This is a genomic window from Streptomyces sp. NBC_01276 (genome assembly GCF_041435355.1).
Taxonomy (GTDB): domain Bacteria; phylum Actinomycetota; class Actinomycetes; order Streptomycetales; family Streptomycetaceae; genus Streptomyces.
In genome coordinates this window covers 4281284-4305409 of sequence record NZ_CP108442.1, presented here as the reverse complement: position 1 = coordinate 4305409, position 24126 = coordinate 4281284, and the positions used below count along the sequence as shown (strand labels likewise).

27 protein-coding genes are annotated in these 24126 nt (G+C 71.0%); 12 read left to right on the top strand and 15 right to left on the bottom strand.

All coding sequences use genetic code 11. The features are described from left to right. Window positions 1-389: 389 nt before the first annotated feature. The 7 genes from OG295_RS19255 to OG295_RS19225 form a co-directional block, all read right to left on the bottom strand. Complete coding sequence (locus tag OG295_RS19255) at window positions 390-746, bottom strand: toxin-antitoxin system YwqK family antitoxin (protein WP_371677981.1); 357 nt, start codon at window positions 744-746, stop codon at window positions 390-392. A gap of 8 nt (window positions 747-754) precedes the next feature. After that, window positions 755-3226: a hypothetical protein gene (locus OG295_RS19250; protein WP_371677980.1), complete on the bottom strand. Its 2472-nt coding sequence runs from the start codon at window positions 3224-3226 to the stop codon at window positions 755-757. Next, the gene (locus OG295_RS19245; protein WP_266839868.1) at window positions 3223-3603 is read right to left on the bottom strand and encodes a DUF6507 family protein; all 381 of its coding nucleotides are present in this window, start codon (window positions 3601-3603) and stop codon (window positions 3223-3225) included. Before OG295_RS19245 ends, OG295_RS19250 begins: the two co-directional genes overlap by 4 nt. 47 nt (window positions 3604-3650) lie before the next feature. After that, a complete protein-coding gene (locus OG295_RS19240; protein WP_266839869.1) occupies window positions 3651-3962 on the bottom strand; it encodes a pore-forming ESAT-6 family protein in 312 nt (103 codons plus the stop codon). A gap of 20 nt (window positions 3963-3982) precedes the next feature. Continuing rightward, entirely contained in the window at window positions 3983-4315 is a 333-nt protein-coding gene (locus OG295_RS19235; protein ID WP_356218809.1) for a hypothetical protein, read from the bottom strand. Window positions 4316-4490: 175 nt separating this feature from the next. Continuing rightward, a complete protein-coding gene (locus OG295_RS19230) occupies window positions 4491-5759 on the bottom strand; it encodes a PH domain-containing protein (protein WP_371677979.1) in 1269 nt (422 codons plus the stop codon). Window positions 5760-5904: 145 nt separating this feature from the next. Further along, window positions 5905-6396 (bottom strand): PH domain-containing protein, encoded by a 492-nt coding sequence (locus OG295_RS19225; protein WP_371677978.1) that lies wholly within the window; start codon window positions 6394-6396, stop codon window positions 5905-5907. Between the two features lie 31 nt (window positions 6397-6427). Here OG295_RS19225 and OG295_RS19220 point away from each other — a divergent pair, with 31 nt between their 5' ends. The 4 genes from OG295_RS19220 (at window position 6428) to OG295_RS19205 (ending at window position 9273) form a co-directional block, all read left to right on the top strand. Continuing rightward, window positions 6428-7570: an NADH-quinone oxidoreductase subunit D gene (locus OG295_RS19220; RefSeq protein WP_371677977.1), complete on the top strand. Its 1143-nt coding sequence runs from the start codon at window positions 6428-6430 to the stop codon at window positions 7568-7570. A 48-nt stretch (window positions 7571-7618) separates the two neighbouring features. Next, on the top strand, window positions 7619-8470 hold the full coding sequence (locus tag OG295_RS19215; RefSeq protein WP_371677976.1) for an arylamine N-acetyltransferase: 852 nt from the start codon (window positions 7619-7621) through the stop codon (window positions 8468-8470). A 174-nt stretch (window positions 8471-8644) separates the two neighbouring features. Beyond that, window positions 8645-8860, top strand: a complete 216-nt coding sequence (locus OG295_RS19210; RefSeq protein WP_266839876.1) for a hypothetical protein — start codon at window positions 8645-8647, stop codon at window positions 8858-8860. Window positions 8861-8940: 80 nt separating this feature from the next. After that, window positions 8941-9273 (top strand): hypothetical protein, encoded by a 333-nt coding sequence (locus OG295_RS19205; protein WP_371677975.1) that lies wholly within the window; start codon window positions 8941-8943, stop codon window positions 9271-9273. 54 nt (window positions 9274-9327) lie between these two features. Here OG295_RS19205 and OG295_RS19200 read toward each other — a convergent pair whose 3' ends face one another. Next, the gene (locus OG295_RS19200; protein ID WP_371677974.1) at window positions 9328-10386 is read right to left on the bottom strand and encodes a hypothetical protein; all 1059 of its coding nucleotides are present in this window, start codon (window positions 10384-10386) and stop codon (window positions 9328-9330) included. A gap of 227 nt (window positions 10387-10613) precedes the next feature. Here OG295_RS19200 and OG295_RS19195 point away from each other — a divergent pair, with 227 nt between their 5' ends. After that, window positions 10614-10865, top strand: coding sequence for a zinc ribbon domain-containing protein (locus OG295_RS19195; protein WP_371677972.1), 252 nt, complete (start codon window positions 10614-10616; stop codon window positions 10863-10865). Between the two features lie 126 nt (window positions 10866-10991). Here OG295_RS19195 and OG295_RS19190 read toward each other — a convergent pair whose 3' ends face one another. Genes OG295_RS19190 through OG295_RS19180 form a run of 3 tightly spaced genes read right to left on the bottom strand, consistent with a single transcriptional unit; the run spans window position 10992 to window position 13372 of the window. Then, window positions 10992-11975 carry an ABC transporter substrate-binding protein gene (locus OG295_RS19190; RefSeq protein WP_371677971.1) on the bottom strand — a complete coding sequence of 328 codons (984 nt, stop codon included), beginning with the start codon at window positions 11973-11975 and terminating at the stop codon, window positions 10992-10994. Window positions 11976-12015: 40 nt separating this feature from the next. Beyond that, window positions 12016-12681 (bottom strand): ABC transporter permease, encoded by a 666-nt coding sequence (locus OG295_RS19185; protein ID WP_371677970.1) that lies wholly within the window; start codon window positions 12679-12681, stop codon window positions 12016-12018. 4 nt (window positions 12682-12685) lie between these two features. Further along, window positions 12686-13372, bottom strand: coding sequence for an ABC transporter permease (locus OG295_RS19180; RefSeq protein WP_371677969.1), 687 nt, complete (start codon window positions 13370-13372; stop codon window positions 12686-12688). 150 nt (window positions 13373-13522) lie between these two features. Between OG295_RS19180 and OG295_RS19175 the strand changes: the two genes are divergently transcribed. After that, on the top strand, window positions 13523-14494 hold the full coding sequence (locus tag OG295_RS19175) for an ABC transporter ATP-binding protein (RefSeq protein WP_371677968.1): 972 nt from the start codon (window positions 13523-13525) through the stop codon (window positions 14492-14494). A 122-nt stretch (window positions 14495-14616) separates the two neighbouring features. On the opposite strand, the gene OG295_RS19170 is transcribed toward OG295_RS19175, so the two are convergent. Further along, the gene (locus OG295_RS19170; RefSeq protein WP_371677967.1) at window positions 14617-15726 is read right to left on the bottom strand and encodes an alpha/beta hydrolase; all 1110 of its coding nucleotides are present in this window, start codon (window positions 15724-15726) and stop codon (window positions 14617-14619) included. A gap of 152 nt (window positions 15727-15878) precedes the next feature. On the opposite strand from OG295_RS19170, the gene OG295_RS19165 reads away from it, so the two are divergent. From OG295_RS19165 to OG295_RS19140, 6 genes are all read left to right on the top strand, one after another. Then, window positions 15879-17726 carry a phosphatidylglycerol lysyltransferase domain-containing protein gene (locus OG295_RS19165; protein WP_371677966.1) on the top strand — a complete coding sequence of 616 codons (1848 nt, stop codon included), beginning with the start codon at window positions 15879-15881 and terminating at the stop codon, window positions 17724-17726. A 236-nt stretch (window positions 17727-17962) separates the two neighbouring features. Further along, window positions 17963-18835: a dihydropteroate synthase gene (folP, locus tag OG295_RS19160; protein WP_371677965.1), complete on the top strand. Its 873-nt coding sequence runs from the start codon at window positions 17963-17965 to the stop codon at window positions 18833-18835. Window positions 18836-18863: 28 nt separating this feature from the next. Next, window positions 18864-19307 (top strand): nuclear transport factor 2 family protein, encoded by a 444-nt coding sequence (locus OG295_RS19155; protein ID WP_266839888.1) that lies wholly within the window; start codon window positions 18864-18866, stop codon window positions 19305-19307. A gap of 131 nt (window positions 19308-19438) precedes the next feature. Continuing rightward, window positions 19439-19798, top strand: a complete 360-nt coding sequence (gene folB / locus OG295_RS19150; protein WP_371677964.1) for a dihydroneopterin aldolase — start codon at window positions 19439-19441, stop codon at window positions 19796-19798. Next, entirely contained in the window at window positions 19795-20403 is a 609-nt protein-coding gene (gene folK / locus OG295_RS19145) for a 2-amino-4-hydroxy-6-hydroxymethyldihydropteridine diphosphokinase (RefSeq protein ID WP_371677963.1), read from the top strand. The genes folB and folK overlap by 4 nt, the downstream gene beginning before the upstream one ends. A 58-nt stretch (window positions 20404-20461) precedes the next feature. Continuing rightward, entirely contained in the window at window positions 20462-20947 is a 486-nt protein-coding gene (locus OG295_RS19140; RefSeq protein ID WP_371677962.1) for a DUF3180 domain-containing protein, read from the top strand. An 8-nt stretch (window positions 20948-20955) separates the two neighbouring features. On the opposite strand, the gene OG295_RS19135 is transcribed toward OG295_RS19140, so the two are convergent. From OG295_RS19135 to ftsH, 3 genes are all read right to left on the bottom strand, one after another. Then, on the bottom strand, window positions 20956-21333 hold the full coding sequence (locus tag OG295_RS19135) for a hypothetical protein (RefSeq protein ID WP_371677961.1): 378 nt from the start codon (window positions 21331-21333) through the stop codon (window positions 20956-20958). 5 nt (window positions 21334-21338) lie between these two features. Continuing rightward, on the bottom strand, window positions 21339-21947 hold the full coding sequence (folE, locus tag OG295_RS19130; protein WP_007264872.1) for a GTP cyclohydrolase I FolE: 609 nt from the start codon (window positions 21945-21947) through the stop codon (window positions 21339-21341). A 96-nt stretch (window positions 21948-22043) separates the two neighbouring features. Then, window positions 22044-24077, bottom strand: a complete 2034-nt coding sequence (gene ftsH / locus OG295_RS19125) for an ATP-dependent zinc metalloprotease FtsH (RefSeq protein WP_356218862.1) — start codon at window positions 24075-24077, stop codon at window positions 22044-22046. Window positions 24078-24126: the final 49 nt, after the last annotated feature.

Genomic DNA, 24126 nt, shown 5'->3' with positions numbered 1-24126 from the left:
CAGCGGACCGGCCATGTCACGCCGGTCGGCGAGCACGACCGAGCCGGCACCCTCCCCGGTCACGAGTCCGCACGCCGCCAGGACGTCCGCGAGGCCCGAGAGAAGCCCCACCGCCCCCAAGGCCGCCGCCGGCGGGGACCCGCCGACGGAGCGGGCTCCCAGAACCACTCACCGACGGGCTCGGACGTGATCACCGGCTTCTCCACCTCCGCCGGCAACCCCCGGACTCACGCCTCGGACCTCCCCGTCAGCTCCTCTTCGGCCGGCCGCTCATCCTGGCCCCGGAGCCGGTCCGCACTCTCAGCCCGAGTGCCTCAACCGGCAAGGAACCGGCCCCGGACGACGCCCCGGCTCGAAGAGCCGGTGACCCGCCACCCGCGCACCCGGCCCTACTCGCGATGCCACTCGCGAACGAGGCGGCCTTCCTCGTCCCAGACGGTCTCCTCCTTGAGGGAGTAGATGTCGTCGTCGAAAAACTTTCGGGACTTGAGAATGCCATTGGGGTGCCATTCCCGGAACTCGCCCACCGCCACCCCGTTGAGGACATTCCCCTCCAGCTTCAAGGTGCCGTCCGGATACCACATCCGGGACAAGCCGTTCCTGATCCCGTCGAGGTAGACGTCAAGGCACACCAATTGCCCGTCCTGGTATTCGGCCACCTCGCCCGTGAACAACTCGTCCAGGTAGAGCACTCGATTTCCCATATCCATATCGACATCGGGATCGTCGGTGTCGACACGCTGCACCGGGCTCATTATGGAATCCAATTCTCGTCGCTCGGCGGATATCCCGTGAACCGGCCATGAGGCGAAGGCACTCCGGGGAGCATATTGTAACAGTTGGCACAGAACGGGGCGCCTCTACCGATGACTCCCGTTTCCCTGTCCTTCAGGAAGGGGAACTCCACGGATGCCCGTATCTCCTTGAGAGCGTCCACGCCATCCGGCAGCCCGAGGCGAGTACGGGCCCACAGCAATTCGTTGGTGGCTTTCACTTCCGCGTGGCCCAGCGGCTGGTCCGGGTGAGGCTTGGTAGGGGCCATTTCTTCGTAAAGTGCACGAATAGTGGGGTGAACCCTTTCCTTGGGTATGACGTTGTCCGGCCGCCCGTTGATTCCTTCGATCACGATGCCGGTCCGAGTGTCCATGACTGCACCCACACAGGCACCCGTATCACCCTTGACGAATTGCTTGGCGTCCTTGGCATCTCGATACATCTGCGCCCTGCCCTCCGCAAGGGAATCGAGATACTGATCGACAGGCTTGCCGTCGACGTGAGTGATTACGTCGTTCGCCACTGTGACACGGGGGCCATCCAGGTCGAACAAGTCCAGCAGTTTCTCTCCGTGACCGGCCGGGAGCGTGCCGTCCGGGTTCGGCAGCCGGGTCTCTGGAGAAATCGCCTCGGCTGCGGTCGACGCCGTTCCGTGCACGTCGTGATCCGAGTGCCCGTCATGGCCGCCGGAATGAGGGAGATCGGAGTGGCCGTGCTCCGGAACGCTCGGGTCATCCGGGTGGCCGAAGCCGTCGGGCCCATGACCACCTGCGCCGTCACCCTGGTGCGGGATGCCGGGGCCGTCGTGGCCGCCGCCGCCCGTGCCCGGGCCGTCGCCGTGGCCGCCCGTGGAGGGGGTGTCGCCGTGGCCGCCGGTGGGGGTGGTGTCGGTGCCGCCGTGGCCGGGGGTGGTGCCGCCGGGTTCGGTGTGGCTGTTGTGGGCACCGTTGTCCGCGGCGCCGCCCGGGGTGTGGTCCGCCGCGCTGCCCGGGGTGTGTTCGGCTGCGCCGCCCGGGGTGTGGCCGGCCGTGCCGCCGGGGGTGTGGGAGGTGACGTCGGCGGTGTGGGCGCCGACGCCGACCGGGACGTTCTCGTGCTTGGGGACCTCGGCCAGGGGGTGGTCGACGCCCTTGGGGACCGCGGTGAGGTCCTGCTTGGGCAGCCCGTTGTGGTCCAGGAGCTGGTTCGAGGTCTTGTCGAAGTACTGCGGACGGCCCAGCGCGTCGTCGGGGAGACGGACGGTGTCCTCGGGGTGCGGGAAGGTGATCCCCGGGGCGTCGGCCTTCGGGAGGTCCTTCCAGATCACGTCGTCGATCTTCGGGAACGCCCCGTCGGCCTTGCCCAGGTTCGCGAACAGGTCACCGATCTTGATCTTGGCGAGGCTGCCGGCCTTGCCGATGTAGGTCATCGGGTCGATGATCCGGCCGGCCTTGCCCGCCACGCTGAGGATCTTGCCGACCGTGCCCGCCTTCGCCGCCGTACCGGCGCCGCCGGTGAACACGGTGGTCAGGACGTTGAAGGTGACCGCACCGGCCGCGCGGGCCGGGTTCTTGCCCCACTCGTCCCACGCGACCAGCGCCTTGCCCGTCTCCTTCACCGCGGTACGCGAATCACGGATCCACGGCGGCAGGTCCTTGTCGTCCGCCATCCAGAACGCGGTGCTCATACCCGGCACCGACATGATCGCCAGACCCGTCGCCAGCTTCGCCAGCCCCGTCCAGGCCTGACCGGCCTTGTCCCACCCGTCCACACCGATGAGCGTTCCCAGGCCACGGATCGTGCCCCAGATCCCGTCGACGATCAGACCGTCCCAGACGAAGGACTTCGCCCAGTAACCGATCTCCCACGCCCGATGGGTCTCCTCCAGCTGCGAACCCCACGGCAGATCCTGCGCCTTGTTCAGGTCCTCGCCCTTGTACCCGTACATGTTCGCGCCGTGCGAACCGTCATCCGCCGTCAGCGGCGCCGCACAGTACAGAGCACGGATCTTGTTCGCACACGTCCGCTCGGCGGCCCAGAACGCCGACACGGCCGCGTTGACGTCGTGGATCAGATCGTTGTTCTCATCGATCTTGTCCCCGTCGTCCTTCCAGTGCTTGTCACCACTGATCTTGTTGCTGAACGTCGACGCCTTCGCCTGCAGCTCCTTCAGCCGCGCCACGATCGGCCGCGCCTCGGTGATGTACTCACCCAGCGCCGTCGCCGCCGACTCCAGCTGATCGGCGAAGAAATCACTGTCCGTCTTCACCGGCTTCGTCGTCGCGAACAACTGCGCCGCCTCCGGCGCCGAGTAGAACGCCGACAGGCCCTGGAACTCGGAGTCCACGTTCGACCCCGCGTCACGGAAGGTCCCCGCCGCCGTCGTGATCGCGTTCTTGTCCTGCTCCAACGCGTCCAGGTCACCCGTGAACTGCGGAATCGTGCACGGATTGATCGGTACGTGATCCGTCACTTCTGCCCCGCCCCCGGAAGATCGATCTTCGGCTCCTTGAGCGCCTCGTTCTGGGCGTTCTGCGCCTGTTCGATGTTTCCGTGCACGTACGCCGTCGTGGCCTTGATCGCGCCGTTGAGCGAAGCCTCCGTGCGCGCGCTGATGTACGCGATACGGGTCGCGTGGGAGGCCATGAGCTCACCCAGCGCGCCCGCGATCGGGCCCATGCCGCCGCCCTCGCCCGCGGTGCTGCCGCCCTCGGTGACCGTGCCGGCGTGCTTGGCCGCCTCCGGCAGCTCCGTCTGGAGCGACTTGCCCGCCGTCTGGAAGCCCCCCGCAGCCGTGATCGTCTTGTTGACGACCCCCTGCACGCCGGACGGCTTGATGTCCCAGTCCATGACCTACCCCCGTGTCCCCGTATCCCCGTGATCCGTCGCGTCCTGCGTCAGCCGATGCCGTCCACCGCCGCCTTGGCCTTCTGCAGCGTGGCCTGCGCGGTCGAGTCGTTCTGCTCCAACGTGCTGCGCACGAGGCGGATGATGTCGCGCACCTCGTTGGCCGCCCGGTTCCAGCGGACTTCCTTGCCGTGGTACTCGTCCGAGACGCCGTCTGCGGTGAACTCGGACATCGCCGCCTTCACCGCCGCGTCACGGTCGCCGAGCACCCGCTCCAACTGGCCGATGATCCCGCCGAGTCCGCCCTGTACCTCCACGGAGGCGGCGATGTCGTACGAGGTGCGGTCCTGGTTCTGTCCCATGTCTGATCGGTCCCCCGGTCTCAGCGCGCGCCGAAGCGAGCGGCGTCGAAATTGGCGGAGCCCATGTTCTGGTGGGCGTTGTCGCCCTGCTCCTGGTCACCGGTGGTGAAGGAGGTGTCCATGCCCTGCTGGCCGCCGATGATGGCGCGCAGCGAGCCGTTCAGCTCCGCGGTGATGGCGTCCGAGCGCCGCTTGAACGAGTCGAACGCGGACCGGCCGACGCCGTTGAACTTGCCCTCCAGCGGGTCCGCCGCCGCGATCAGCAGCTTGATCAGCGTGCCGAGGTCGTCACTGGAGCCACCCGTGGCCTTGCCCAGCTCGGACAGCGTGGTGCTGCCCATGTCGAACTTCATTCACCCACCCCTGACGTGTTGTGCCGTCACTTGCGTCCATACCTGTCTACCGAAGGGACGTTGCGAACACAAACACGGTTTCAGCTGGCCTGAACGTATGTCTGAAAATCGCCCCTCGGCTCGATCCCGCCCGTCCAACAGCCTTTGCCGCACGGGCTGTACGGAGACCGTCACATCAGGTCATCCAGCGGTCCGGCCGGGCCGCCGCCCGGGAGGTGCGGGAGCGGACCGCCTGGGCGTCCAGCAGGGCGGCGGCCTCCCCCGCGCCCCGCAGCCGGGCCGTGACCGTACCGTTCGCGCCGGTGTCCACATGCAGGTCGGCGACCCCCCACAGGCGCTCCCACGGGCCCTGGGAGAGGCGTACGCTCTGCACCTTCGCGTGCGGAACGACCTCCGTGCGCCGGCACAGCAGCCCGTGCCGGGCCGCGAACAGCTGCTCCGAAACGGCCAGGCCGTACCCCTTCCACCACACCGGCACCACCCACCGCGAGCCCGCACGCGGTGACGGGGCGAAGGCCAGGGCCACCGGGTCCGCGCCCGGCAGCACCCGGGCGATCACGGCGTGGGCGGCGGCCCGCGTCGCCACCGGCACCAGCACCCCGTTCTTCGAGCCCGCCACGGCCAGCTCCACCCGGACCCAGCCGCGCCGCCGCCACAGCAGCGGCTCCACGATCCGTACGGTCTGCACCCGCCCGGGCGGCACCGTCTCGTGCGCCCGGTCCAGCAGCCCGTGGTCCAGCCGCAGCCCGTCGGGGGACTCGGCGACCGTCCAGTCGTACTCCGCGAGAAAACGCCCCAGGCTGCCCTTCCACATCGCGCCCAGCAGCGGCAGCACGACGGCCAGCGACGCCCAGAGGTTGTCGCTGAGCCGCCACACCACCACCGGGGCGACCAGCCCGGCGGCCAGCGCGGCCCACACGCCGAGGCTGAGCAGCATGGAGACCACCAGGTCCCGGACCGACACCCGCAGCAGCTCCCGCTGCGGGGCCTCGCCGAGCCCCGCCGCCTCGGCCGGGGCGAAACCGGCCGCACGGGCGAGCAGCTCGGCGCGCAGCCGGGCGGCGTCGGGCTCGCTCAGGAAGGCCAGCTCGTCCTTCTCCTCGGCGCCGATCACGTCGATCCGGAGCTTGGCGACTCCGGCCACCCGGGCCAGCATCGGGCGGGTGACGTCCACCGCCTGGATGCGGTCGAGGCGGATGTGGGCGGCGCGGCGGAAGATCAGGCCGGTGCGGATGCGCAGCTCGGTGTCGGTGACGCGGTAGTGGGTGAACCACCAGCTGAGCAGGCCGTACGAGCCGAAGACGAGGAGCAGCCCGGCCAGCGCGAGCAGCCGCAGACCGAGGGGGAAGGAGCGGACCCACTCCTGGGCCCGCTCGCCCTGCTGGAGGACCAGCCCGACGGTGGCCGTGATCGGCACCCATGCCCGCCGCAGCGGGGTCAGCACGTGCAGCCGGCGCTCCGCACCCCCGGACCGGCGGCCCCGGCAGGACCGGCGCCGGGCTGCCGCCCCGCAGGATCCCCCGGCCCCGCAGGATCCCCCGGGGCCGCCGGATCCCCCGGGGCCGGCCCCGACCCCGCCCCCGGCGCCGTCACAGCCCCGCCGATCGTGCCTCGCCCAGTGCCGTCAGCCGGTCCCGCAGCCGCTCCGCCTCCGCGGGCACCAGCCCCGGGATCCTGGCGTCCGACGCCGCGGCGGCCGTGTGCAGCTGTACGGAGGCCAGCCCGAAACGGCGCTCCAGCGGCCCGGAGGTGACCTCCACCAGCTGCATGCGCCCGTACGGGACCACCGTCTGCTCCCGCCACAGCACGCCCCGGCTGATCAGCAGGTCATCGGCCCGCTCGGCGTACCGCCAGGACCGCCAGTTCCGCCCGGTCATCACCCACCCCCAGACCAGGACCCCCGGCCAGACCACCGCGCACACCGCCCAGGCGGGCCCGGCCAGCAGCCCCAGCGGCACGGCGGTCGCCACCGTGAGCACCACGGTCCAGATCACCAGCAGCAGCCGCCGCAGCCCGAGGAGCCCGCCCGGCAGGCCCACCCACTCCGGCTCGGCCGTCTCGCCCTTCGTCCCCGTTCCCATTCCCCCACCCTAGGGCTGAGACAATGCGCCCATGACGGAGACCACGGTCGGCATCGGCGGTGCCGCGGAGAGCACCGACATGGTGCTCAACATCGGACCGCAGCACCCTTCCACCCACGGCGTGCTGCGCCTGCGGCTCGTCCTGGACGGCGAGCGCATCGTCAGCGCCGAACCGGTGGTCGGCTACATGCACCGCGGCGCGGAGAAGCTCTTCGAGGCCCGGGACTACCGCCAGATCGTGATGCTGGCCAACCGCCACGACTGGCTGTCGGCCTTCTCCAACGAGCTGGGCGTGGTCATGGCCGTCGAGCGGATGCTCGGCATGGAGGTCCCCGAGCGCGCGGTGTGGATGCGTACGCTCCTCGCCGAACTGAACCGGGTCCTGAACCACCTGATGTTCCTCGGCTCGTACCCCCTGGAACTGGGCGGGATCACCCCGATCTTCCACGCCTTCCGCGAGCGGGAGGAGCTCCAGGCGGTGATGGAGGAGATCTCCGGCGGCCGCATGCACTACATGTTCAACCGCGTCGGCGGCCTCAAGGAGGACCTGCCCGCCGGCTGGCTCGGCCGGGCCCGCGCGGCCATCGCCGACGTCCGGACCCGGATGGACGTCTACGACAAGCTCGTGCACGGCAACGAGATCTTTCGCGGCCGCACGCGCGGCGTCGGCGTCCTGTCCGCCGAGGCGGTCCACGCGTACGGGGTCTCCGGCCCCATCGCCCGCGCCTCCGGCGTCGACTTCGACCTGCGCCGCGACGAGCCGTACCTGGCGTACGGGGAGCTCCAGGACGTCCTCAAGGTCGTCACCCGCACCGAGGGCGACTGCCTGGCCCGCTTCGAGGTGCTCCTCGACCAGACGCACAACGCCCTCGACCTCGCCGTGGCCTGCCTGGACCGGATGGCGGAGCTGGCGCCCGGACCGATCAACCAGCGGCTGCCGAAGGTGCTGAAGGCGCCCGAGGGCAGCACGTACGCCTGGACCGAGAACCCGCTCGGCATCAACGGCTACTACCTGGTCTCGAAGGGCGAGAAGACCCCGTACCGGCTGAAGCTGCGCAGCGCCTCCTTCAACAACATCCAGGCCCTCGCCGTGCTGCTGCCGGGGCAGCTGGTCGCGGACATGGTCGCGATCCTGGGCTCGCTCTTCTTCGTCGTCGGGGATATTGACAAATAGCGGGAAAGCACCGGGGAGCCGGGGCCGGCCGCCACCTACGGTGGCGGAATGGTCACTGACACATTCGACGGCTACCTGCGCCGGCTCGGCGTCATCGATCCCGGGGCGCCCAGCATCGAAGGACTGTGCGCGCTCCAGCGCGCGCACCTGGAGCGCGTCTCCTACGACAACATCGAGATCCAGCTGGGCCGCCCGCCCGGCCTGGACCCCGAGGCGGCCGCCCGGCGCGTCGCCGCCGGACTCGGCGGCTACTGCTACCACCTCAACGGCGCCTTCGCGCAGCTCCTCGAAACCCTGGGCTACGACGTGACCCGGCACTCCGGCGGCGTGTACGGCGACGCCGCCTCGCGCGAGGTCAACGGCGAGCACCTCGCCCTGACCGTCCGCGTCGACGGGGAGGCGTACTGGGTGGACGTCGGCCTCGGCGACGGCCCGTACGAGCCGCTGCCGCTGCGCGAGGGCACGTACGAACAGGGCGGCTTCCGCTACGCGATGCGGCCGCTGGAGCCGCTGGAGGGCGAGGGGCCGGGCTGGAGCCTGCTCAGCTCCGACATGCACATGCCCCGGATGAACTTCCGCGCAGCCGCGGCGGCGACGGCGGACTTCCAGGCGAGGCACACCTGGATGTCCACCTCCGCGGACTCGCCCTTCGTACGGACCCTCGCGCTGTTCCGGCGGGACGCCAGGGGTGTGGACGTGCTGCGCGGGCGGGTGCTGAGGCGGATCGAGGCGGCGGAGGTGACGACCGAGCGGGAACTGGGCACGCCCGAGGAGTTCCACGAGGTCCTCTCCACGGTCTTCCGGCGCCCGGGCGACGACCTGACCCCCGCGGACCGGGCCGCCCTGTGGGAGCGGGTGGACCGCGCCCACACGGCGTGGCTGGCCTCCCGGACCGGCTGATCCGGGGACGGGCGGGCGGCCACCCGGGGGGAGCGGCTTCCCGGGCGGGCGGCTTCCCGGGCGGGCTGATCGCGGGGCGGGCCGATCGCGGGGCGGGCCGATCGCGGGGCCGGCGAGCCTCCTCCCGGACGGGCCGGGCGTCCCGCTGTCGGCGCGGCAGGGCAGACTGGGGGCATGTCCCACTCCCCCCGGCGGGCCTGCCCCGCCTGCGGCCGCGACTGCGCCGTGACGGCCGGCCGGATCGCCCGCCACGATCCCCCGGCCGGCCGTGGGCGCGGCGACCTGGTGTCCTGCCCCGGCTCCCGGGCCCGGGTGGTGCTCGGCGCCTCGGCCCCGGCCCTGGACGGCTTCACCCTCGGGCCGCAGCCGGGCCAACTGCCGCTGTTCTGAGCCCGGCCCGGATTCGGGAGCCACCCGGCTGAGTATCCGTACGGATGCCCGCGCCGGCCGCCCGGCGGCACGATGGCGGGATGTTCCGGAAACCCTGGTACCACTCCGTCGACCTGCCGCAGCCCACCCCCGCCGCGCGGATCCGCGGCAACGCGGTGCTGGCCGCGCTGCTGTTCGTGCCCGCCCTGGTCCTGGCGAAGGTGCTGGTCCTGGCCACGGAGACCGGCGGCCGCTGCCTGGCGCAGGGAGGCTGCCCGCCGTTCCCCGGCACCGCGTTCCTGGTGCTGACCGCGGCCGCGGCGGTCGCGCTGGGCGCGGCGCTGACCGGACCGCGGCGGATGCGGCGGGCCGCGCTGGGCGCCCAGCTGCTGCTGGAGGCGGTGGCGGTGGGGCTCGTCCCGGCGTATCCCTGACGGGTCCGCGCGCACGCCGTCCACAGGCTGTGGACGGTCCCGCGGCGGTTCCCGCTAGGAGATCGCCGTCCGCAGGCCGACCACGTCGATCGGCTCGGTCTCGTCGTGCGCGGTCAGGTCGATGACCTGGCCCAGCGCGCGCTGTTCGGGCGTGGCCGGCTTGAACTCCGGTCCCGCCGAGGAGCCTTCGGACTCCGCCTTGTGCACGGCGAGGGCCTCGGCGCCGACCACGTCGGCCAGGTCCTCGTTCTGCACGGACTCGATGGCGGCGCGGGCCTGGGCGGTGGTCTTGGTACCGAAGAAGTCGAAGCCGCCCTCGACGCGCGAGGCGGAGCGGCGCGGAGACGCGTACGGGGCCACCGTCGCCGCCGGGCGGCGCGCGGGGACCGCCGGCGCGGGAACGCCGCCCGCCGGGCGGGTGTGCCCGCCGGCGTCGGGGGCCGCGGCCGTACCCGCGGCGGGGCGCGCACCGGTGCCCGCGGCCGGAGCCGGTACCAGGGCCTTGGGCGCGGTGCCGGCGGCCTTCGCCTCCGCCTTGCGCAGCAGGGCGACCAGCGCCGCGTTGGCCCGCGCGTAACCGACGGGGGTGGGGGCTCCGCTGCCGGTGCGCTCCTCCGAGACCGCGGGCAGTTCCTTCGCCCCGGCCGCCGGTGCCCCGGCGGCCTCGATGGCGAGCAGCCGGCGCTTCTCCAGAGCGCTGGCGCGCTCGGTCTCGGCGGTCGCGTAGCGGCGCAGCAGCGCGGCGTGCTCGCCCCGCAGGCCCGCCAGTTCGACGCGCTTGGCCCGCAGCTTGGTGTCGAGCTTGGCGCGCAGGACGCGCGCCTCCTCCAGATCGGATTCGAGCTCGGCTATCCGCTCGTCCGTCTTCCACTCGTCCTTAACCCGCTCGCGGGCCAGCTCCGCGACCCGGCGGCCCGCCGCCCGGTCCCAGGTGCGCATGAGCGCGGCGCCACCGACGCCCGCGGCCGCCGCGAGCGCCACGAGCAGCCTCAGCGGCAGCGGTTCCGCGAGCAGCCAGGCCGCACCGGCGCTGGCCACGCCGACCCCGGCGACGGCGCACGGCGCGAGAAGACGGTGGAGGGGTTCGGGATTGCGGTGGCGTCCACGGGGCATGGCCTGAAATTTACAGGGCGTGGACCTCGCGCGGGATACCCGCCCGGCAATCTCTTACCGGGCGGTTACCCCACGATTTCCCCTCAATCCCGTAACTGCTGCGTGCAAGTCAAGCGCTCGGAACAACGTCTCGCCGCGGCCAGGGCGCCTCGGCCGCGTTCTGCACCCCTCCAGGGGGCTCCCGCAAGGGCAAGCGCGCCAAGTCCGTCCACGACCAGTCGTTCGGGATGTTCGCCCGCACCCTCGAAGCCAAATGCGCACGGTACGGGCGCACCTTCGCGAAGGTCTCCCGATGGTTCCCCAGCACGCAGCTGTGCTCCGCCTGCGGGTCGATCGAGGGGCCGAAGGGACTGGGCGGACTCAGGATCCGCAACTGGGTGTGCTCCTGCGGAGCAGCCCACGACCGGGACCGGAACGCTGAACGCAACCTGCGCCGTGAAGGACGGCGCATCGTGGACGAGGGACGCCCGGACACGTAAAACGCCTGTGGAGCCCGTAATAAGACCCGGCACGCCGGGCGATGGGTGATGAAGCAGGAACCACCTACGACCGCCGCTCGACAACGGCGGCCTGGTGGGAATCTCCTCCCTTCACGGGGGAGAGCGTCAATTCGTCAGAAGGCCCTTGGACTCCAGATAGGCCTTCGCGACGTCCGCCGGCTTCGCCCGCTCCGCGTCCACCTTCCGGTTCAGCTCGACGAGGTCGGCCGTGGTGAGCACCTTGGTGAGGTCGCCGAGGGCGTTGGCGACGTCCGGGGAGCCCGCGTCCTTGGCGTTGACGACCGGCAGGAGGTTGTCGGCGTTCTGGAGCTTCTTGTCGTCCTCCAGCAGGACCAGGCCGTAGCCGTCGAGCGTGGCGTCGGTGGTGGTGGTCAGCACCAGCTGGTCCGCCCCGTCCTTGACGGCCTGCTTGGCCTGCGGGGTGCCGACGCCCTTGGGGTCGATCCCAGAAACCTGGATTCCGTACGTCTTCTCCAACCCCGGTGCGCAGAAGGGACGTACGGAGCATTCGTCACCGGCCGCGAGCTTCACCTTCAGCCCGGACTTTCCGAGGTCGGAAAGGGTCTTGAGATTGTTCTTCTGGGCGAATTCCTTCGTCACGGCGAAGGCGTTCTGGTCGACGGCCTCGCCCGCCGGCAGGGCCTTGAGGCCGAGCGGGGCGGCGAGCTTCTCCAGCGCCGCCGCCGTGGCGCTCACGTCGCTGGAGGCGACGGGCTTGTCCTTGGGCGCGTCCTTGCCGTTGACCTTGGCGTTGAGGAACTCGGCGAGGGTGGCCGCGTACTCCGGGACCACGTCGATCTCGCCCTTCTCCAGGGAGGGTTCGTACAGCTCGCGGTTGCCGACCGTGGTGATGGAGGTGCCGTACCCCTCCTGCCGGAGCAGCTGCGCGTAGAGCTCGGCCAGGACGTTGGACTCGGTGAAGCCTGCCGCGCCGATCACCAGCTTGCCCTTGCCGCTCCCGGCGGGGGCGGCCGCGGAGGAGCCGCCGTCCTTGGTCTTCTCCAGGCTGTCGCCGCCACAGGCGGCCAGGGACACGGTCAGGGCCAGGACGCCCAGGGACGCGCCGAGGACACGCGTGGACTTGCTCATGGAGGTACTCCGTTTCGGGGTGGGGACGGGGGTCACGGGATCAGCGGGACGGCGTGCGCAGCAGCAGCCGGTCCACTGCCACCAGTACGCCCTCCACCAGCAGCGCCAGCAGGGCGACCAGCAGCGCCCCCGCCACGACCTGCGCGGTGTTGTACGTGTTGAAGCCGGCGGTGATGATCCGGCCGAGGCCGCCCTGGCCGACCATCGCGGCGATCGTGGCGGTGGCGACGACCTGCACGGCGCCGGAGCGCAGCCCGGTCATCACCAGGCCGCGCGCGAGCGGCAGCTCCACCCGCAGGAACAGCTGGCCGCCCGACATGCCCATGCCCCGGGCGGCCTCGACCACCGAGCGGTCCACCCCGCGCATGCCCACGTAGGCGTTGGTCAGCAGCGGCGGCACGGCGAACAGCACGAGCGCGGCGACGGTCGGCAGGTAGCCGGCGTTGCGCAGCGGCGAGACCATGAACAGGGCCAGCACCGCGAAGACGGGGACGGCCCGCCCTACGTTGGAGACGTTGACGGCGAGGGCGCCGCCCTTGCCGAGGTGGCCGAGCCACAGCCCGACGGGCAGGGCCACCGCGCAGGCGATGGCCAGGGCGATCCCGCTGACGTACACGTGCTCCGCGAGCCGGTGCCAGACACCGCTCTCGCCCGACCAGTTGGCTCCGTCCGCCAGCCAGCCCCCGGCCTTGCCCAGCACGCCCACGGCCTCAGGCCCCCTTCACGGAACGGGCGGCCCTGGTCCACGGCGTCAGCAGTCGCTGCACCCCGAGCAGCAGCAGGTCGGCGACCAGCGCGAGCAGTACGCACAGCACGGAGGCGGTGAGCACCTGGGCCTTGAAGGAGCTGTTGACGGCGGGTGCGATCAGGTTGCCCAGCCCGCCCTTGCCGACGATGGAGCCGACCGTGGTCAGGGCCACGGTCGAGACGGTGGCGATCCGCACCCCGGCGAGCAGCGCGGGGAGCGCCAGCGGCAGTTCGACCTGCCACAGCAGCCGGGCGGGGCCGTAGCCCATCCCGCGCGCGGCCTCCCGCACGTCCTCGGGGACGGCTTCCAGGCCGGCCAGCACGTTGCGCACCAGGATGGTCAGCGAGTACAGCACCAGGCCGGTCACCACCAGGGCCGCCGAGAGCCCGAAGAGCGGCAGCAGCAGCGAGAACATGGCCAGCGAGGGGACCGTGTACAGGAGGGTGGTCAGCCCGAGCACGGGAGCCGCCCAGCGGCGGCCGCGGCGGGCCAGCAGCGCGAGCGGAACGGACACGGCGATGCCGATGAGCACCGAGACGCCCGTGATCCAGACGTGTTCGACGGTGGCGTCGGTGAGTTCCCCGGCGCGGGAGCCGACGTAGTCCCAGCAGATCCAGTCGTTGGCCACGAGGCAGCTCTGCCCGGTCATGCTCCTCACCCCCCGTCACCGCACGAACATCGTTTCGGATGTACCACCACGAGCGACCATAACCCCCGGCGCGGACGATGGCCGGATTCCTTCGCACACGGGCAACACGCCCTTCACACATCCCGGCTCCGGGTACGGGAGGATGGCCGGGTGATCCGATTCGAGCACGTGACCAAGCGCTACCCCGACGGGACGACGGCCGTCGAGGACCTGTCCTTCGAGGTCGCCGAGGGCGAACTGGTCACGCTGGTGGGCCCGTCCGGATGCGGCAAGACGACCACGATGAAGATGGTCAACCGGCTGATCGAGCCCACCTCGGGCCGGATCCTCCTCGACGGGGAGGACATCGCCGCCGCGGATCCCGTCGCGCTGCGCCGCCGGATCGGCTACGTCATCCAGCAGGTCGGGCTGTTCCCCCACAAGACGGTGCTGGAGAACACGGCGACCGTGCCCCGGCTGATCGGCACCCCGAAGGCGCGGGCCCGAGCGCGGGCGGCCGAGCTGCTCGAACTGGTGGGGCTGGATCCGGCCGTCTACGGGGGCCGCTACCCGGAGCAGCTGTCGGGCGGCCAGCGCCAGCGCGTCGGCGTGGCCCGCGCGCTGGCCGCGGATCCGCCGGTGCTGCTGATGGACGAGCCCTTCGGGGCGGTGGACCCGGTGGTCCGCGAGCGCCTCCAGAACGAGTTCCTGACCCTGCAGAAGACGGTCCGCAAGACGATCCTGCTGGTCACCCACGACCTGGAGGAGGCCGTCCGGCTCGGCGACCGGATCGCCGTCTACGGCCACGGCACCATCGAGCAGTTCGCCCGGCCCGCCGAGGTGCTCGCCGCGCCGGCCAACGGGTACGTCGCCTCCTTCGTCGGCGCGGACCGCGGTCTCAAGCGCCTCGCCGTCACCCACGTGGAGACGGCCGACCTGACCCCGGCGGACGGCCTGGCGCCCGCCTCGGCGGTGGCCCTGGGGGCCTCGCTGCGCGAGGCGTTGGCGGCCCTCCTCCAGGAGGACTCGGGGCGGATCGGGGTCACCGATCCGGACACGGGCGCGCTGGCCGGCGTACTGACCCCGGAGGGCGTCCACCGGGCGCTGCGCCGGGCCGACCTGCAAGGGGCGCGCGAGGCGTAGCGGCCTCGGGGGCCGGCACGGCCCGCCGGCCGCGCGGCCCGCGCGGCCGGCGGGCCGGAAAACGAACCGGAAAAACGAAAAGGGCCCGACCGGAGCCGGGCCCTGCACCTGTCCCCCCGGGATCAGGCCTGCATACGACCGCTCATCCACACCAGCATCGGCGGGATCTCGCGGCGCCACGTGTTGAAGTTGTGGCCACCGCTGTCGAGGATGATCGAGGAGACCCGGTCCGAGCCCTTGACCAGCTTGATGAACTTCTTGGTGTCGTGCAGGTTGTCCTCGCCCTTCTCGCTGGTGGTGACGAGGAAGGACGTACCGGTCGGCTGCTTCTTGTCCAGGCTGTACAGCACGTCCGCGCGCTTCTTCAGCTTGTCGTCCCCGTGGAACAGGTCACCGGTCGTCGCGTCGTCGGCGGCCTTGTAGTACGCGGACAGGCCCACGGCGGCGCCGAAGGTCTGCGGGTGGTGCGCGGCGATCTTCAGGGCGCAGTAGCCGCCCGTGGAGTTCCCGATGAAGCCCATGTTCTGCGGCTTCTTGCCGACCCGGAAGGTCCCCTGGATGGCCTGCGGCAGGTCCTGCGCGAAGAAGGTCTCGGTCTGCGGACCGCCCGGGATGTCCACGCACTCGGTGTCGCGCGGCGGCGCGATGGTCGGCCGGAGCATCACCAGGATCATCGGCTTCATCTTGCCCTGCTTGGCCTGCTTGAAGGCCGTCATGGGGTAGTTCAGCCCTTTGATCAGGTTCTCGGCGGTACCCGGGTAGCCCGTCAGGACGATCGACGCGGGGAAGTTCTGCTCCTTGTAGTGCGGCTGGAAGTACTCCGGCGGCAGCCACACGTAGCCGGGGCTCGTTATCTTCGACTTCTGCCCGGTTATGGCAACCTTCAGGATCTGACCACCGACCTGCGGCTTGCCCCCGCCGGGCACGTCGAGCTTCTGCTTGTCGATGACCTTGATGTCCTTGCTGCTCATCGAGTGGTCGACGACTTTGCCGATGGACGTCTCCTGACCGAACAGGTCGGCCCAGGAACCGTAGAAGAGGAACGACTTGTTGGCCGCGAGACCGACTGCGGAGAACAGTGCGAGCTGGGTCGCGAGCAGGAGGCCGATCCGGCCGGAGACCGAGCGCCAGGAGCGGCCGGAGAGCTTCGGCCAGAACCAGACCGTCACCCCGAACAGCAGCACACCGGCGATGATGGCCAGGACCAGAACCGTATTACTGGTGAGACCCATGAGCAGTCAGTCGACTTTCTGATGGCAGGACTAGATTTTTCCGACGGAAGAGTGAACCCGCTCCTCCTCGATGTCGTCCTAGTGGACGCACCACACACCGGAGGCTGTCGCGGCCTTCGGCCACATGATCTCTCGCGGAGCAACGGGAAGCGATGTCTAGCAGGATAGATGGCGATAAGTCCGGACAGGTTCCGAAGCGGGTCAGCCGAATCCTCCGAGGCCCACGACCGGAGGCCGTCCCCGGCCTCGTAGGCACATCCGTCATGATCGTCGGTCTGCTGGACATCGCCGCGGGCGTCTTCCCGCGGTTCCGTCACAGCCGGATCCACGCGGTCACCGAAGTACTGCCCGGTTCCGTGGGCCCCTTCGCCGCCGCGCTGGCCATCAGCGCCGGTGTCCTCATCCTGCTGCTCGCGCACGGCCTCAAGCGCCGCAAGCGCCGGGCCTGGCGGGCCGCCGTCATCCTGCTGCCCGCCGGCGCCGTGGCGCAGTTCGCGTACCGCCACTCCGTCATCGGCGTGGTCATCTCGGCGGTGCTCCTCGCGCTGCTGGTACGCCACCAGGGTGAATTCAAGGCCCTGCCGGACCCGCGCAGCCGCTGGAAGGCGCTCGCGAACTTCGTGCTGATGAGCGCCGGCTCCATCGGGCTCGGCCTGGTGATCGTCAACGTCCACCCGGGCAAGGTCGTCGGCCACCCGAGCCTGTACGAGCAGATCACCCACGTCGTCTACGGCCTCTTCGGCTTCGAGGGCCCCGTCGACTACGCCGGACGGGTCTCCTGGACCGTCGGTTACTCCCTCGGCGCCCTCGGCATGCTGACCGCCGTCACCACGATCTACCTGGCCTTCCGCCCCGAGCACCCGGCCGCCCGGCTCACCGTCGACGACGAGGCGAAGCTGCGCGAGCTGCTCGCCAAGCACGGCGGCCGCGACTCCCTCGGCCACTTCGCGCTCCGCCGCGACAAGGCCGTCGTCTTCTCCCCCAGCGGCAAGGCGGCCGTCACCTACCGCGTCGTCTCCGGCGTGATGCTCGCCTCCGGCGACCCCATCGGCGACGTCGAGGCCTGGCCCGGCGCCATCGAGCGCTTCATGGAGGAGGCCAAGGCCCACTCCTGGACCCCCGCCGTCGTGGGCTGCAGCGAGACCGGCGGCGAGGTCTGGACCCGCGAGACCGGTCTGGACGCCCTGGAACTCGGTGACGAGGCGATCGTCGACGTCAAAGACTTCTCCCTCTCCGGACGCCCCATGCGCAACGTCCGCCAGATGGTGAAGCGCATCGAGCGCAACGGGTACACCACCCGGGTCCGCCGGGTCAGCGAGCTGACCGAGGAGGAGCTGGAGCGGGTACGGGGCGCCGCCGCCGCCTGGCGCGGCACCGACACCGAGCGCGGTTTCTCCATGGCGCTGGGCCGGGTCGGCGAGGAGGGCGACGGCGACTGCTTCATCGCCACCGCCCACCGCGTCGAGGAGGGCGACACCAGCCCGTTCGGCGACCTCAAGGCCGTCCTCCACTTCGTCCCGTGGGGCAAGGACGGCATGTCGCTGGAGCTGATGCGCCGCGACCGCGCCGCCGACCCCGGCATGAACGAGCTGCTCATCGTGGCCTCCCTGGAGGCGTCCCCGGCGCTCGGCATCGAGCAGGTCTCGCTGAACTTCGCGATGTTCCGCTCGGCACTGGCCCGTGGCGAGAAGATCGGCGCCGGCCCGGTGCTGCGCATGTGGCGCGGCCTGCTGGTCTTCCTGTCGCGCTGGTTCCAGATCGAGTCGCTGTACAAGTTCAACGCGAAGTTCCGCCCCCGCTGGGAGCCGCGCTTCATGGTCTACCGCCAGACCCGTGACCTGCCCCGCATCGGCTTCGCCGTGATGCAGGCCGAGGGCTTCGTGACGCTGGCCCTGCCGCGCCTGTTCGCGAGCCGCCGCGGCCCCAAGCCGGTCCGCACCTGCGCCCACGACCACGCGACGGTCCCGGCCCAGAAGGAACGCGAGATCCAGGCGGCCTGACCCGTCACAGGTGGGGCCGGCACTGCCACGAGCAGCGCCGGCCCCACCGCCATGTCACCCCTCGTTTCCGCCCCGGGGGAAGGGCGGCCAGGACAGGGCCGGGGGCACAGCCCCGGAAGGGGTCCGGGGGCGCAGCCCCGGGGAGCGGTGGGAGGGCGGGGCGGGGGCAGGTCGCGCAGGCCCACCCCCACCGCACCGCCCGGCCAGGGCAAGGGCCGGGGCCCTACCCTGGGACCATGAACACCAACCGCGGGCCCGCCTCCAGGGGCCTGGTGACAGGGCTGCCCGACTGGGACCGCTGCGGGGTCATGGGCGTCGTCAACGTCACCCCCGACTCCTTCTCCGACGGCGGCCGCTGGTTCGACACCACCGCCGCCGTCAAGCGCGGCCTCGACCTCGTCGCCCAGGGCGCCGACCTCGTCGACGTCGGCGGCGAGTCCACCCGCCCCGGCGCCTCCCGCGTCGACGCCGACGAGGAACTCCGCCGCGTCGTCCCCGTCGTCCGCGGACTGGCCTCCGAGGGCGTGACCGTCTCCGTCGACACCATGCGCGCGGCCGTCGCCGCCCAGGCCGTCGCGGCCGGCGCCGCCCTCGTCAACGACGTCAGCGGCGGCCTCGCCGACCCCGGCATGATCCCGGCGGTGGCCGCCGCCGAGGTGCCGTTCGTCGTCATGCACTGGCGCGGGTTCAGCGACGGCATGAACAGCCTCGCCGTCTACGAGGACGTCCTCGGCGAGGTCAGCGCCGAGCTCCGGACCCGCATCGACGCCGTCGTCGCCGGCGGCATCGCCCCCGAGCGGCTGGTCGTCGACCCCGGCCTCGGCTTCGCGAAGAACGCCGAGCACGACCTGGCCCTGGTCGCCCACCTCCGCGAACTGCGCGAGCTCGGCTTCCCGCTGCTGGTCGCCGCCTCGCGGAAGCGTTTCCTCGGCCGGGTCCTGGCGGGTGCCGCGGACGCCGCCCCGCCGCCCGCCCGCGAGCGGGACGCCGCCACCGCCGCCGTCTCGGCCATCGCCGCCCACCAGGGCGCCTGGGCCGTCCGGGTGCACGAGGTACGGGCGACCGCCGACGCGGTTCGGGTGGCCCGCGCCGTGGAAGGGGCACTGTGACCCACCGGAGGAACTGGGAAGGGGCACGGTGAGCCGTACCGACATCGAAGCCGTCGAAGAGGTCAACGCGACCTTCTACGAGGCCATGGAGCGGGGGGACTTCGACGCCCTGTCGGCGCTCTGGCTCGAAGACGAGATCTCCTGCGTGCACCCGGGATGGCCGGTGCTCTCCGGGCGGGGCGAGGTGCTGCGCTCGTACGCGCTGATCATGTCCCACACGGAGTACATCCAGTTCTTCCTCACCGACACCAAGGTGGCCCTCATAGGCGACACCGCCCTGGTCACGTGCACCGAGAACATCCTCAGCGGCGGCCCGTCCGGGGAGGCCGGGGAACTGGGTCCGCTGGTGGGTCAGCTGGTCGTCGCCACGAATGTGTTCCGACGCACACCGGAGGGCTGGCGGCTCTGGTCCCACCACGGTTCTCCGGTCCTCACGGACTCCGATGACGAGGAGGAAGAGGGCACCGACTGACCCCAACGGCGGGGGCGGAGGTTCGTCGCAGGTAAATTCGAAGGCGGACGACGCCGACCGCACTCGGCGTAGGCCCATGGCCCCGGGGAGCCCCGGGACCGGAAGCACCTACGAAAGCAGGAGTGATTCGCGTGGATCGTGTCGCACTGCGCGGCCTCAAGGCTCGCGGGCACCACGGCGTCTTCCCCCGGGAGCGCGAAGAGGGCCAGACCTTCATCGTCGACCTCGTGCTGCACATCGACTCCCGCCCCGCGGCGGCCGATGACGACCTGGCCAAGACCGTCCACTACGGGGTCGTGGCCGAGGAGGTCGTCGACGTGGTCCAGGGAGAGCCGGTCGACCTGATCGAGACCCTGGCCGAGCGGATCGCCCAGCAGTGCCTGAAGCACGAAGCGGTGGCACAGGTGGAGGTCGTCGTCCACAAGCCGGACGCACCCATCACCGTCCCCTTCGACGACGTGACCATCACGATCACCCGGAGCCGCGCATGAACAACGGACTGAACGCCCAGAGCGACCCCACCGTCCAGCCGGTACCCGCCTCCGTCGTCGAGGCGGTCGACGCGGCGGACACGACCCTGTCCAACCCCAAATGGGCGGTCGTCGCGCTCGGCTCGAACCTCGGCAACCGCCTGGACACCCTCCAGGGCGCCGTCGACGCCCTCGGCGACACCCCGGGCCTGCGGGTCAAGGCGGTCTCCCCGGTCTACGAGACCGAGCCGTGGGGCGTCGAGCCCGGCTCGCAGCCCTCGTACCTCAACGCCGTCATCGCGGTGAAGACCACCCTGCCGCCCTCCTCGCTCCTGGAGCGGGCCCACGCCATCGAGGAGGCCTACGACCGCGTCCGCGAGGAGCGCTGGGGGCCCCGCACGATCGACGTGGACATCGTGGCCTACGCCGACGTGGTCTCCGACGACCCCGTCCTCACGCTGCCGCACCCCCGCGCCCACCAGCGCGCCTTCGTGCTGGCCCCCTGGCACGACATCGACCCCGAGGCCCAGCTCCCCGGCCACGGCCCCGTGGCCGCCCTACTGGCCGAAATCGGCCGGACCGGCCTCACGCCGCGCCCCGACCTGGAACTCCGCCTCCCGGAGTAGTCGTTAGTAGCCTGTTCAGGGCCATGGGGGCCAGTCGCCGAGAGTGGGGAACGGGCAAGTGAAGCAACTGAGGCCGGCGGTCCTGGCGGGGATCTTCGTGATCGCCGGGGTGCTGTCCTGGGCGGGCGCACGGCTGTGGAACGCCTACGGGACCCTGCCGGGCGTCCCGCTGGCCGCGCCGATCGTGCTGGCGGTGATCGCCGTCGTCCTGTTCGCGACGGCCCTGTCGATGCGGGCCCGGCTCAAGGCGCAGCGCGAGCGGCGGCCGGGGGCCAAGGGCGTGGAGCCGCTGATGGCGGCCCGTGCGGTGGTCTTCGGCCAGGCCAGCGCCCTGGTCGCGGCTCTCGTGGCCGGCATGTACGGCGGGGTCGGCGTCTTCCTGCTGACCGACTCCCTCGACGTGCCCGCCCGCCGCGGCCAGGCCTGGTACGCGGGTGGCTGCGTCCTGGCGGGCGCGGCCGTGATCGCGGCCGCCCTCTTCCTGGAACACGTCCTGAAGCTCCCGGAGGACGACGACCCGGGCAAGGCCCCCGCCACCGCCTGAACGGCCGCTCAGTACGGCGTCAGCCGCTCCCGGAGCGGCGGCTCCAGCACGCCCAGGTCCTCCCACACGCAGAACTGCAGGTCGGCGAGGAATCCGTCGTACGCGAAGAGCATCGCTTCGCCGAGGTAGGACCCCTCCGCGTCCGTCAGGGAGCCCGACGCCACGGGCCCGCCGTCCGCCGGACGCGGAGCGGGCGCCGCCCGCTCCGCGTCCACGGACAGGTACACACAGGGGCAGGCGCACTCCCCCCGGTGCATCCGGGCGTACGGCACCTGCGCCCGGTACCCGCCCAGAAGGGTGCCGTCCGCCGGAAGCAGGAGTTCCAGACAGCGCCGTACGTCCTCGTCCAGCGGCTCCCAGCCGTGCCGGGCGGGCCCGGTCGGCACGGGACTCAGCGCGCCATGATGAGGCTCATGGCCTCGTTGCGGGTCGCGGGGTCGCGGAGCTGGCCGCGGACGGCCGAGGTGATGGTCTTGGCGCCGGGCTTGCGGACACCGCGCATGGTCATGCACATGTGCTCGCACTCGATGACCACGATGCAGCCGCGCGGGTCGAGGATCTCCATCAGGGAATCGGCGATCTGCGTGGTCAGCCGCTCCTGGACCTGGGGTCGGCGGGCGAAGACGTCGACCAGGCGGGCCAGCTTGGACAGGCCGGTGATCTTGCCGTCCGTGGACGGGATGTACCCCACGTGCGCCACTCCGTGGAACGGGACCAGATGGTGTTCGCACGAGCTCATGACCTCGATGTCCTTCACCAGGACCATCTCGTCGTGACCGAGGTCGAACGTCGTCGTCAGGACCTCTTCGGGCTTCTGGTACAGGCCGGCGAATATCTCCTTGTACGCCCGCGCAACCCGCGCCGGGGTCTCCAGGAGGCCCTCGCGGTCCGGGTCCTCGCCGACCGCTATCAGGAGCTCTCGGACGGCCGCCTCGGCGCGCTTCTCGTCGAACTCGCCGATCGTGCCCTCGCCACCGGTCAGGGTCACTGGGTCGGTCATCTCATCCTCGTTCCTGTCCGCACACGCGGGGGTCGTACAAATGTGCCGCGCCCCCCAGGCTAGAACCTGGGGGGCGCGGCTTCCATTCCGGGTGGGTCAGGCTTCGGGGCGGTCCTCCGGGGCCACCTCGATGCCCTTCTCCGTCGACACCGGCGACGCGGCGGACGCCGAGGTGCCGTTGGCGGAGTTCGTCAGCTGGAGCTCCTTGGGAGAGAGCACCGGCGGACGGGTGGAAGGAGTGCGGCGGGAGGAGCCGGTCCACGCGGGACGGGCCGGACGCTTCACGATCGTGGAGAAGATCTCGGCGATCTGCTCCTTGTTCAGCGTCTCCTTCTCCAGCAGCGCGAGGACCAGGTTGTCCAGGACGTCCCGGTTCTCGACCAGGATCTCCCAGGCCTCGTTGTGCGCGGTCTCGATGAGCTTCTTGACCTCTTCGTCGACCAGCGCCGCGACCTCTTCCGAGTAGTCCCGCGGGTGCGACATCTCGCGGCCCAGGAACGGCTCGGTGTTGTCGCCGCCGAACTTGATCGCACCGAGACGCTCGGTCATGCCGTACTGCGTGACCATGGCCCGCGCCGTGGCGGTGGCCTTCTCGATGTCGTTCGCCGCGCCCGTGGTCGGGTCGTGGAAGACCAGCTCCTCGGCCGCGCGCCCGCCCAGCATGTACGCCAGCTGGTCGAGCATCTCGTTGCGCGTGGTCGAGTACTTGTCCTCGTCGGGCAGGACCATGGTGTAACCCAGGGCCCGGCCGCGGGACAGGATCGTGATCTTGTGGACCGGGTCGGAGTTCGGGGAGGCCGCCGCGACCAGGGCGTGTCCGCCCTCGTGGTACGCGGTGATCTTCTTTTCCTTGTCCGACATGATCCGGGTCCGCTTCTGCGGGCCCGCCACGACGCGGTCGATCGCCTCGTCCAGCATGTGGTTGTCGATCAGCTTCATGTCCGAGCGGGCGGTCAGCAGGGCCGCCTCGTTCAGGACGTTGGAGAGATCGGCACCGGTGAAGCCGGGGGTGCGGCGGGCGACGGCCGAGAGGTCGACGTCCGGAGCGACCGGCTTGCCCTTCTGGTGGACCTTGAGGATCTCCAGACGGCCCTGCATGTCGGGCCGGTCGACCGCGATCTGCCGGTCGAAGCGGCCCGGGCGCAGCAGCGCCGGGTCGAGGATGTCGGGCCGGTTCGTGGCGGCGATCAGGATGACGCCGCCCTTCACGTCGAAGCCGTCCATCTCGACGAGCAGCTGGTTGAGGGTCTGCTCGCGCTCGTCGTGACCGCCGCCGAGACCCGCACCGCGGTGCCGGCCGACGGCGTCGATCTCGTCGACGAAGACGATCGCCGGCGCGTTGGCCTTGGCCTGTTCGAACAGGTCACGGACACGCGAGGCACCGACACCGACGAACATCTCGACGAAGTCGGAACCGGAGATCGAGTAGAACGGGACGCCCGCCTCGCCCGCGACGGCACGCGCGAGCAGGGTCTTGCCGGTGCCGGGCGGGCCGTAGAGCAGCACGCCCTTGGGGATCTTGGCGCCGACCGCCTGGAACTTCGCCGGCTCCTGGAGGAACTCCTTGATCTCGTGGAGTTCCTCGACGGCCTCGTCCGAGCCCGCGACGTCCGCGAACGTCGTCTTCGGGGTGTCCTTGGTGATGAGCTTGGCCTTGGACTTCCCGAAGTTCATGACCCGGGAGCCGCCGCCCTGCATCTGGTTCATCAGGAACAGGAAGACGACGACGATGAGGACGAAGGGCAGGAGCGAGAGCAGCACGCTCAGGAACGGGCTGGTCTTGTCCGGGGTGACGGAGTATCCGTCAGGGATCTGACCGGCTTCGTACTTGGTCTGGAGGTTCTGGGCGAGCTGAACGCCCTGATCCCCGATGTAGTTGGCCTGGAACTTGGTGCCGTCGTTGTTGCCGAGCTTCTGGCCCTTTTTCAGCTCGATCTTGATCATCTGGCTGTCACCGGTGGTCAGCTTGGCGCTTTCCACCTGGCCACTGTTGATCGCCTTGATGACCTCGCTGGTCTCCACCGACTTGTAGCCGCCGCCGGAGCCGACGACGTTCATCAACACGACCACGGCGAGGACGGCCAGCACGATCCACATGACCGGCCCACGGAAGTATCGCTTCACGTCCATCCATACGGGGCGCCAGGCACCCCGTCCCTCCTGCCCGTAGGTAAATGCA

Coding starts and splice junctions, on each gene's coding strand:
- OG295_RS19190 (WP_371677971.1), bottom strand. CDS start 11,975: ATGAGCAAGTCCACGCGTGTCCTCGGCGCGTCCCTGGGCGTCCTGGCC.
- OG295_RS19200 (WP_371677974.1), bottom strand. CDS start 10,386: ATGCCCCGTGGACGCCACCGCAATCCCGAACCCCTCCACCGTCTTCTC.
- folK (WP_371677963.1), top strand. CDS start 19,795: ATGAACAACGGACTGAACGCCCAGAGCGACCCCACCGTCCAGCCGGTA.
- folE (WP_007264872.1), bottom strand. CDS start 21,947: ATGACCGACCCAGTGACCCTGACCGGTGGCGAGGGCACGATCGGCGAG.
- OG295_RS19210 (WP_266839876.1), top strand. CDS start 8,645: ATGTCCCACTCCCCCCGGCGGGCCTGCCCCGCCTGCGGCCGCGACTGC.
- OG295_RS19180 (WP_371677969.1), bottom strand. CDS start 13,372: ATGACCGGGCAGAGCTGCCTCGTGGCCAACGACTGGATCTGCTGGGAC.
- ftsH (WP_356218862.1), bottom strand. CDS start 24,077: ATGGACGTGAAGCGATACTTCCGTGGGCCGGTCATGTGGATCGTGCTG.
- OG295_RS19195 (WP_371677972.1), top strand. CDS start 10,614: ATGTTCGCCCGCACCCTCGAAGCCAAATGCGCACGGTACGGGCGCACC.
- OG295_RS19205 (WP_371677975.1), top strand. CDS start 8,941: ATGTTCCGGAAACCCTGGTACCACTCCGTCGACCTGCCGCAGCCCACC.
- OG295_RS19170 (WP_371677967.1), bottom strand. CDS start 15,726: ATGGGTCTCACCAGTAATACGGTTCTGGTCCTGGCCATCATCGCCGGT.
- OG295_RS19165 (WP_371677966.1), top strand. CDS start 15,879: ATGTCTAGCAGGATAGATGGCGATAAGTCCGGACAGGTTCCGAAGCGG.
- OG295_RS19220 (WP_371677977.1), top strand. CDS start 6,428: ATGACGGAGACCACGGTCGGCATCGGCGGTGCCGCGGAGAGCACCGAC.
- folP (WP_371677965.1), top strand. CDS start 17,963: ATGAACACCAACCGCGGGCCCGCCTCCAGGGGCCTGGTGACAGGGCTG.
- OG295_RS19245 (WP_266839868.1), bottom strand. CDS start 3,603: ATGGACTGGGACATCAAGCCGTCCGGCGTGCAGGGGGTCGTCAACAAG.
- OG295_RS19235 (WP_356218809.1), bottom strand. CDS start 4,315: ATGAAGTTCGACATGGGCAGCACCACGCTGTCCGAGCTGGGCAAGGCC.
- OG295_RS19225 (WP_371677978.1), bottom strand. CDS start 6,396: ATGGGAACGGGGACGAAGGGCGAGACGGCCGAGCCGGAGTGGGTGGGC.
- OG295_RS19215 (WP_371677976.1), top strand. CDS start 7,619: ATGGTCACTGACACATTCGACGGCTACCTGCGCCGGCTCGGCGTCATC.
- OG295_RS19240 (WP_266839869.1), bottom strand. CDS start 3,962: ATGGGACAGAACCAGGACCGCACCTCGTACGACATCGCCGCCTCCGTG.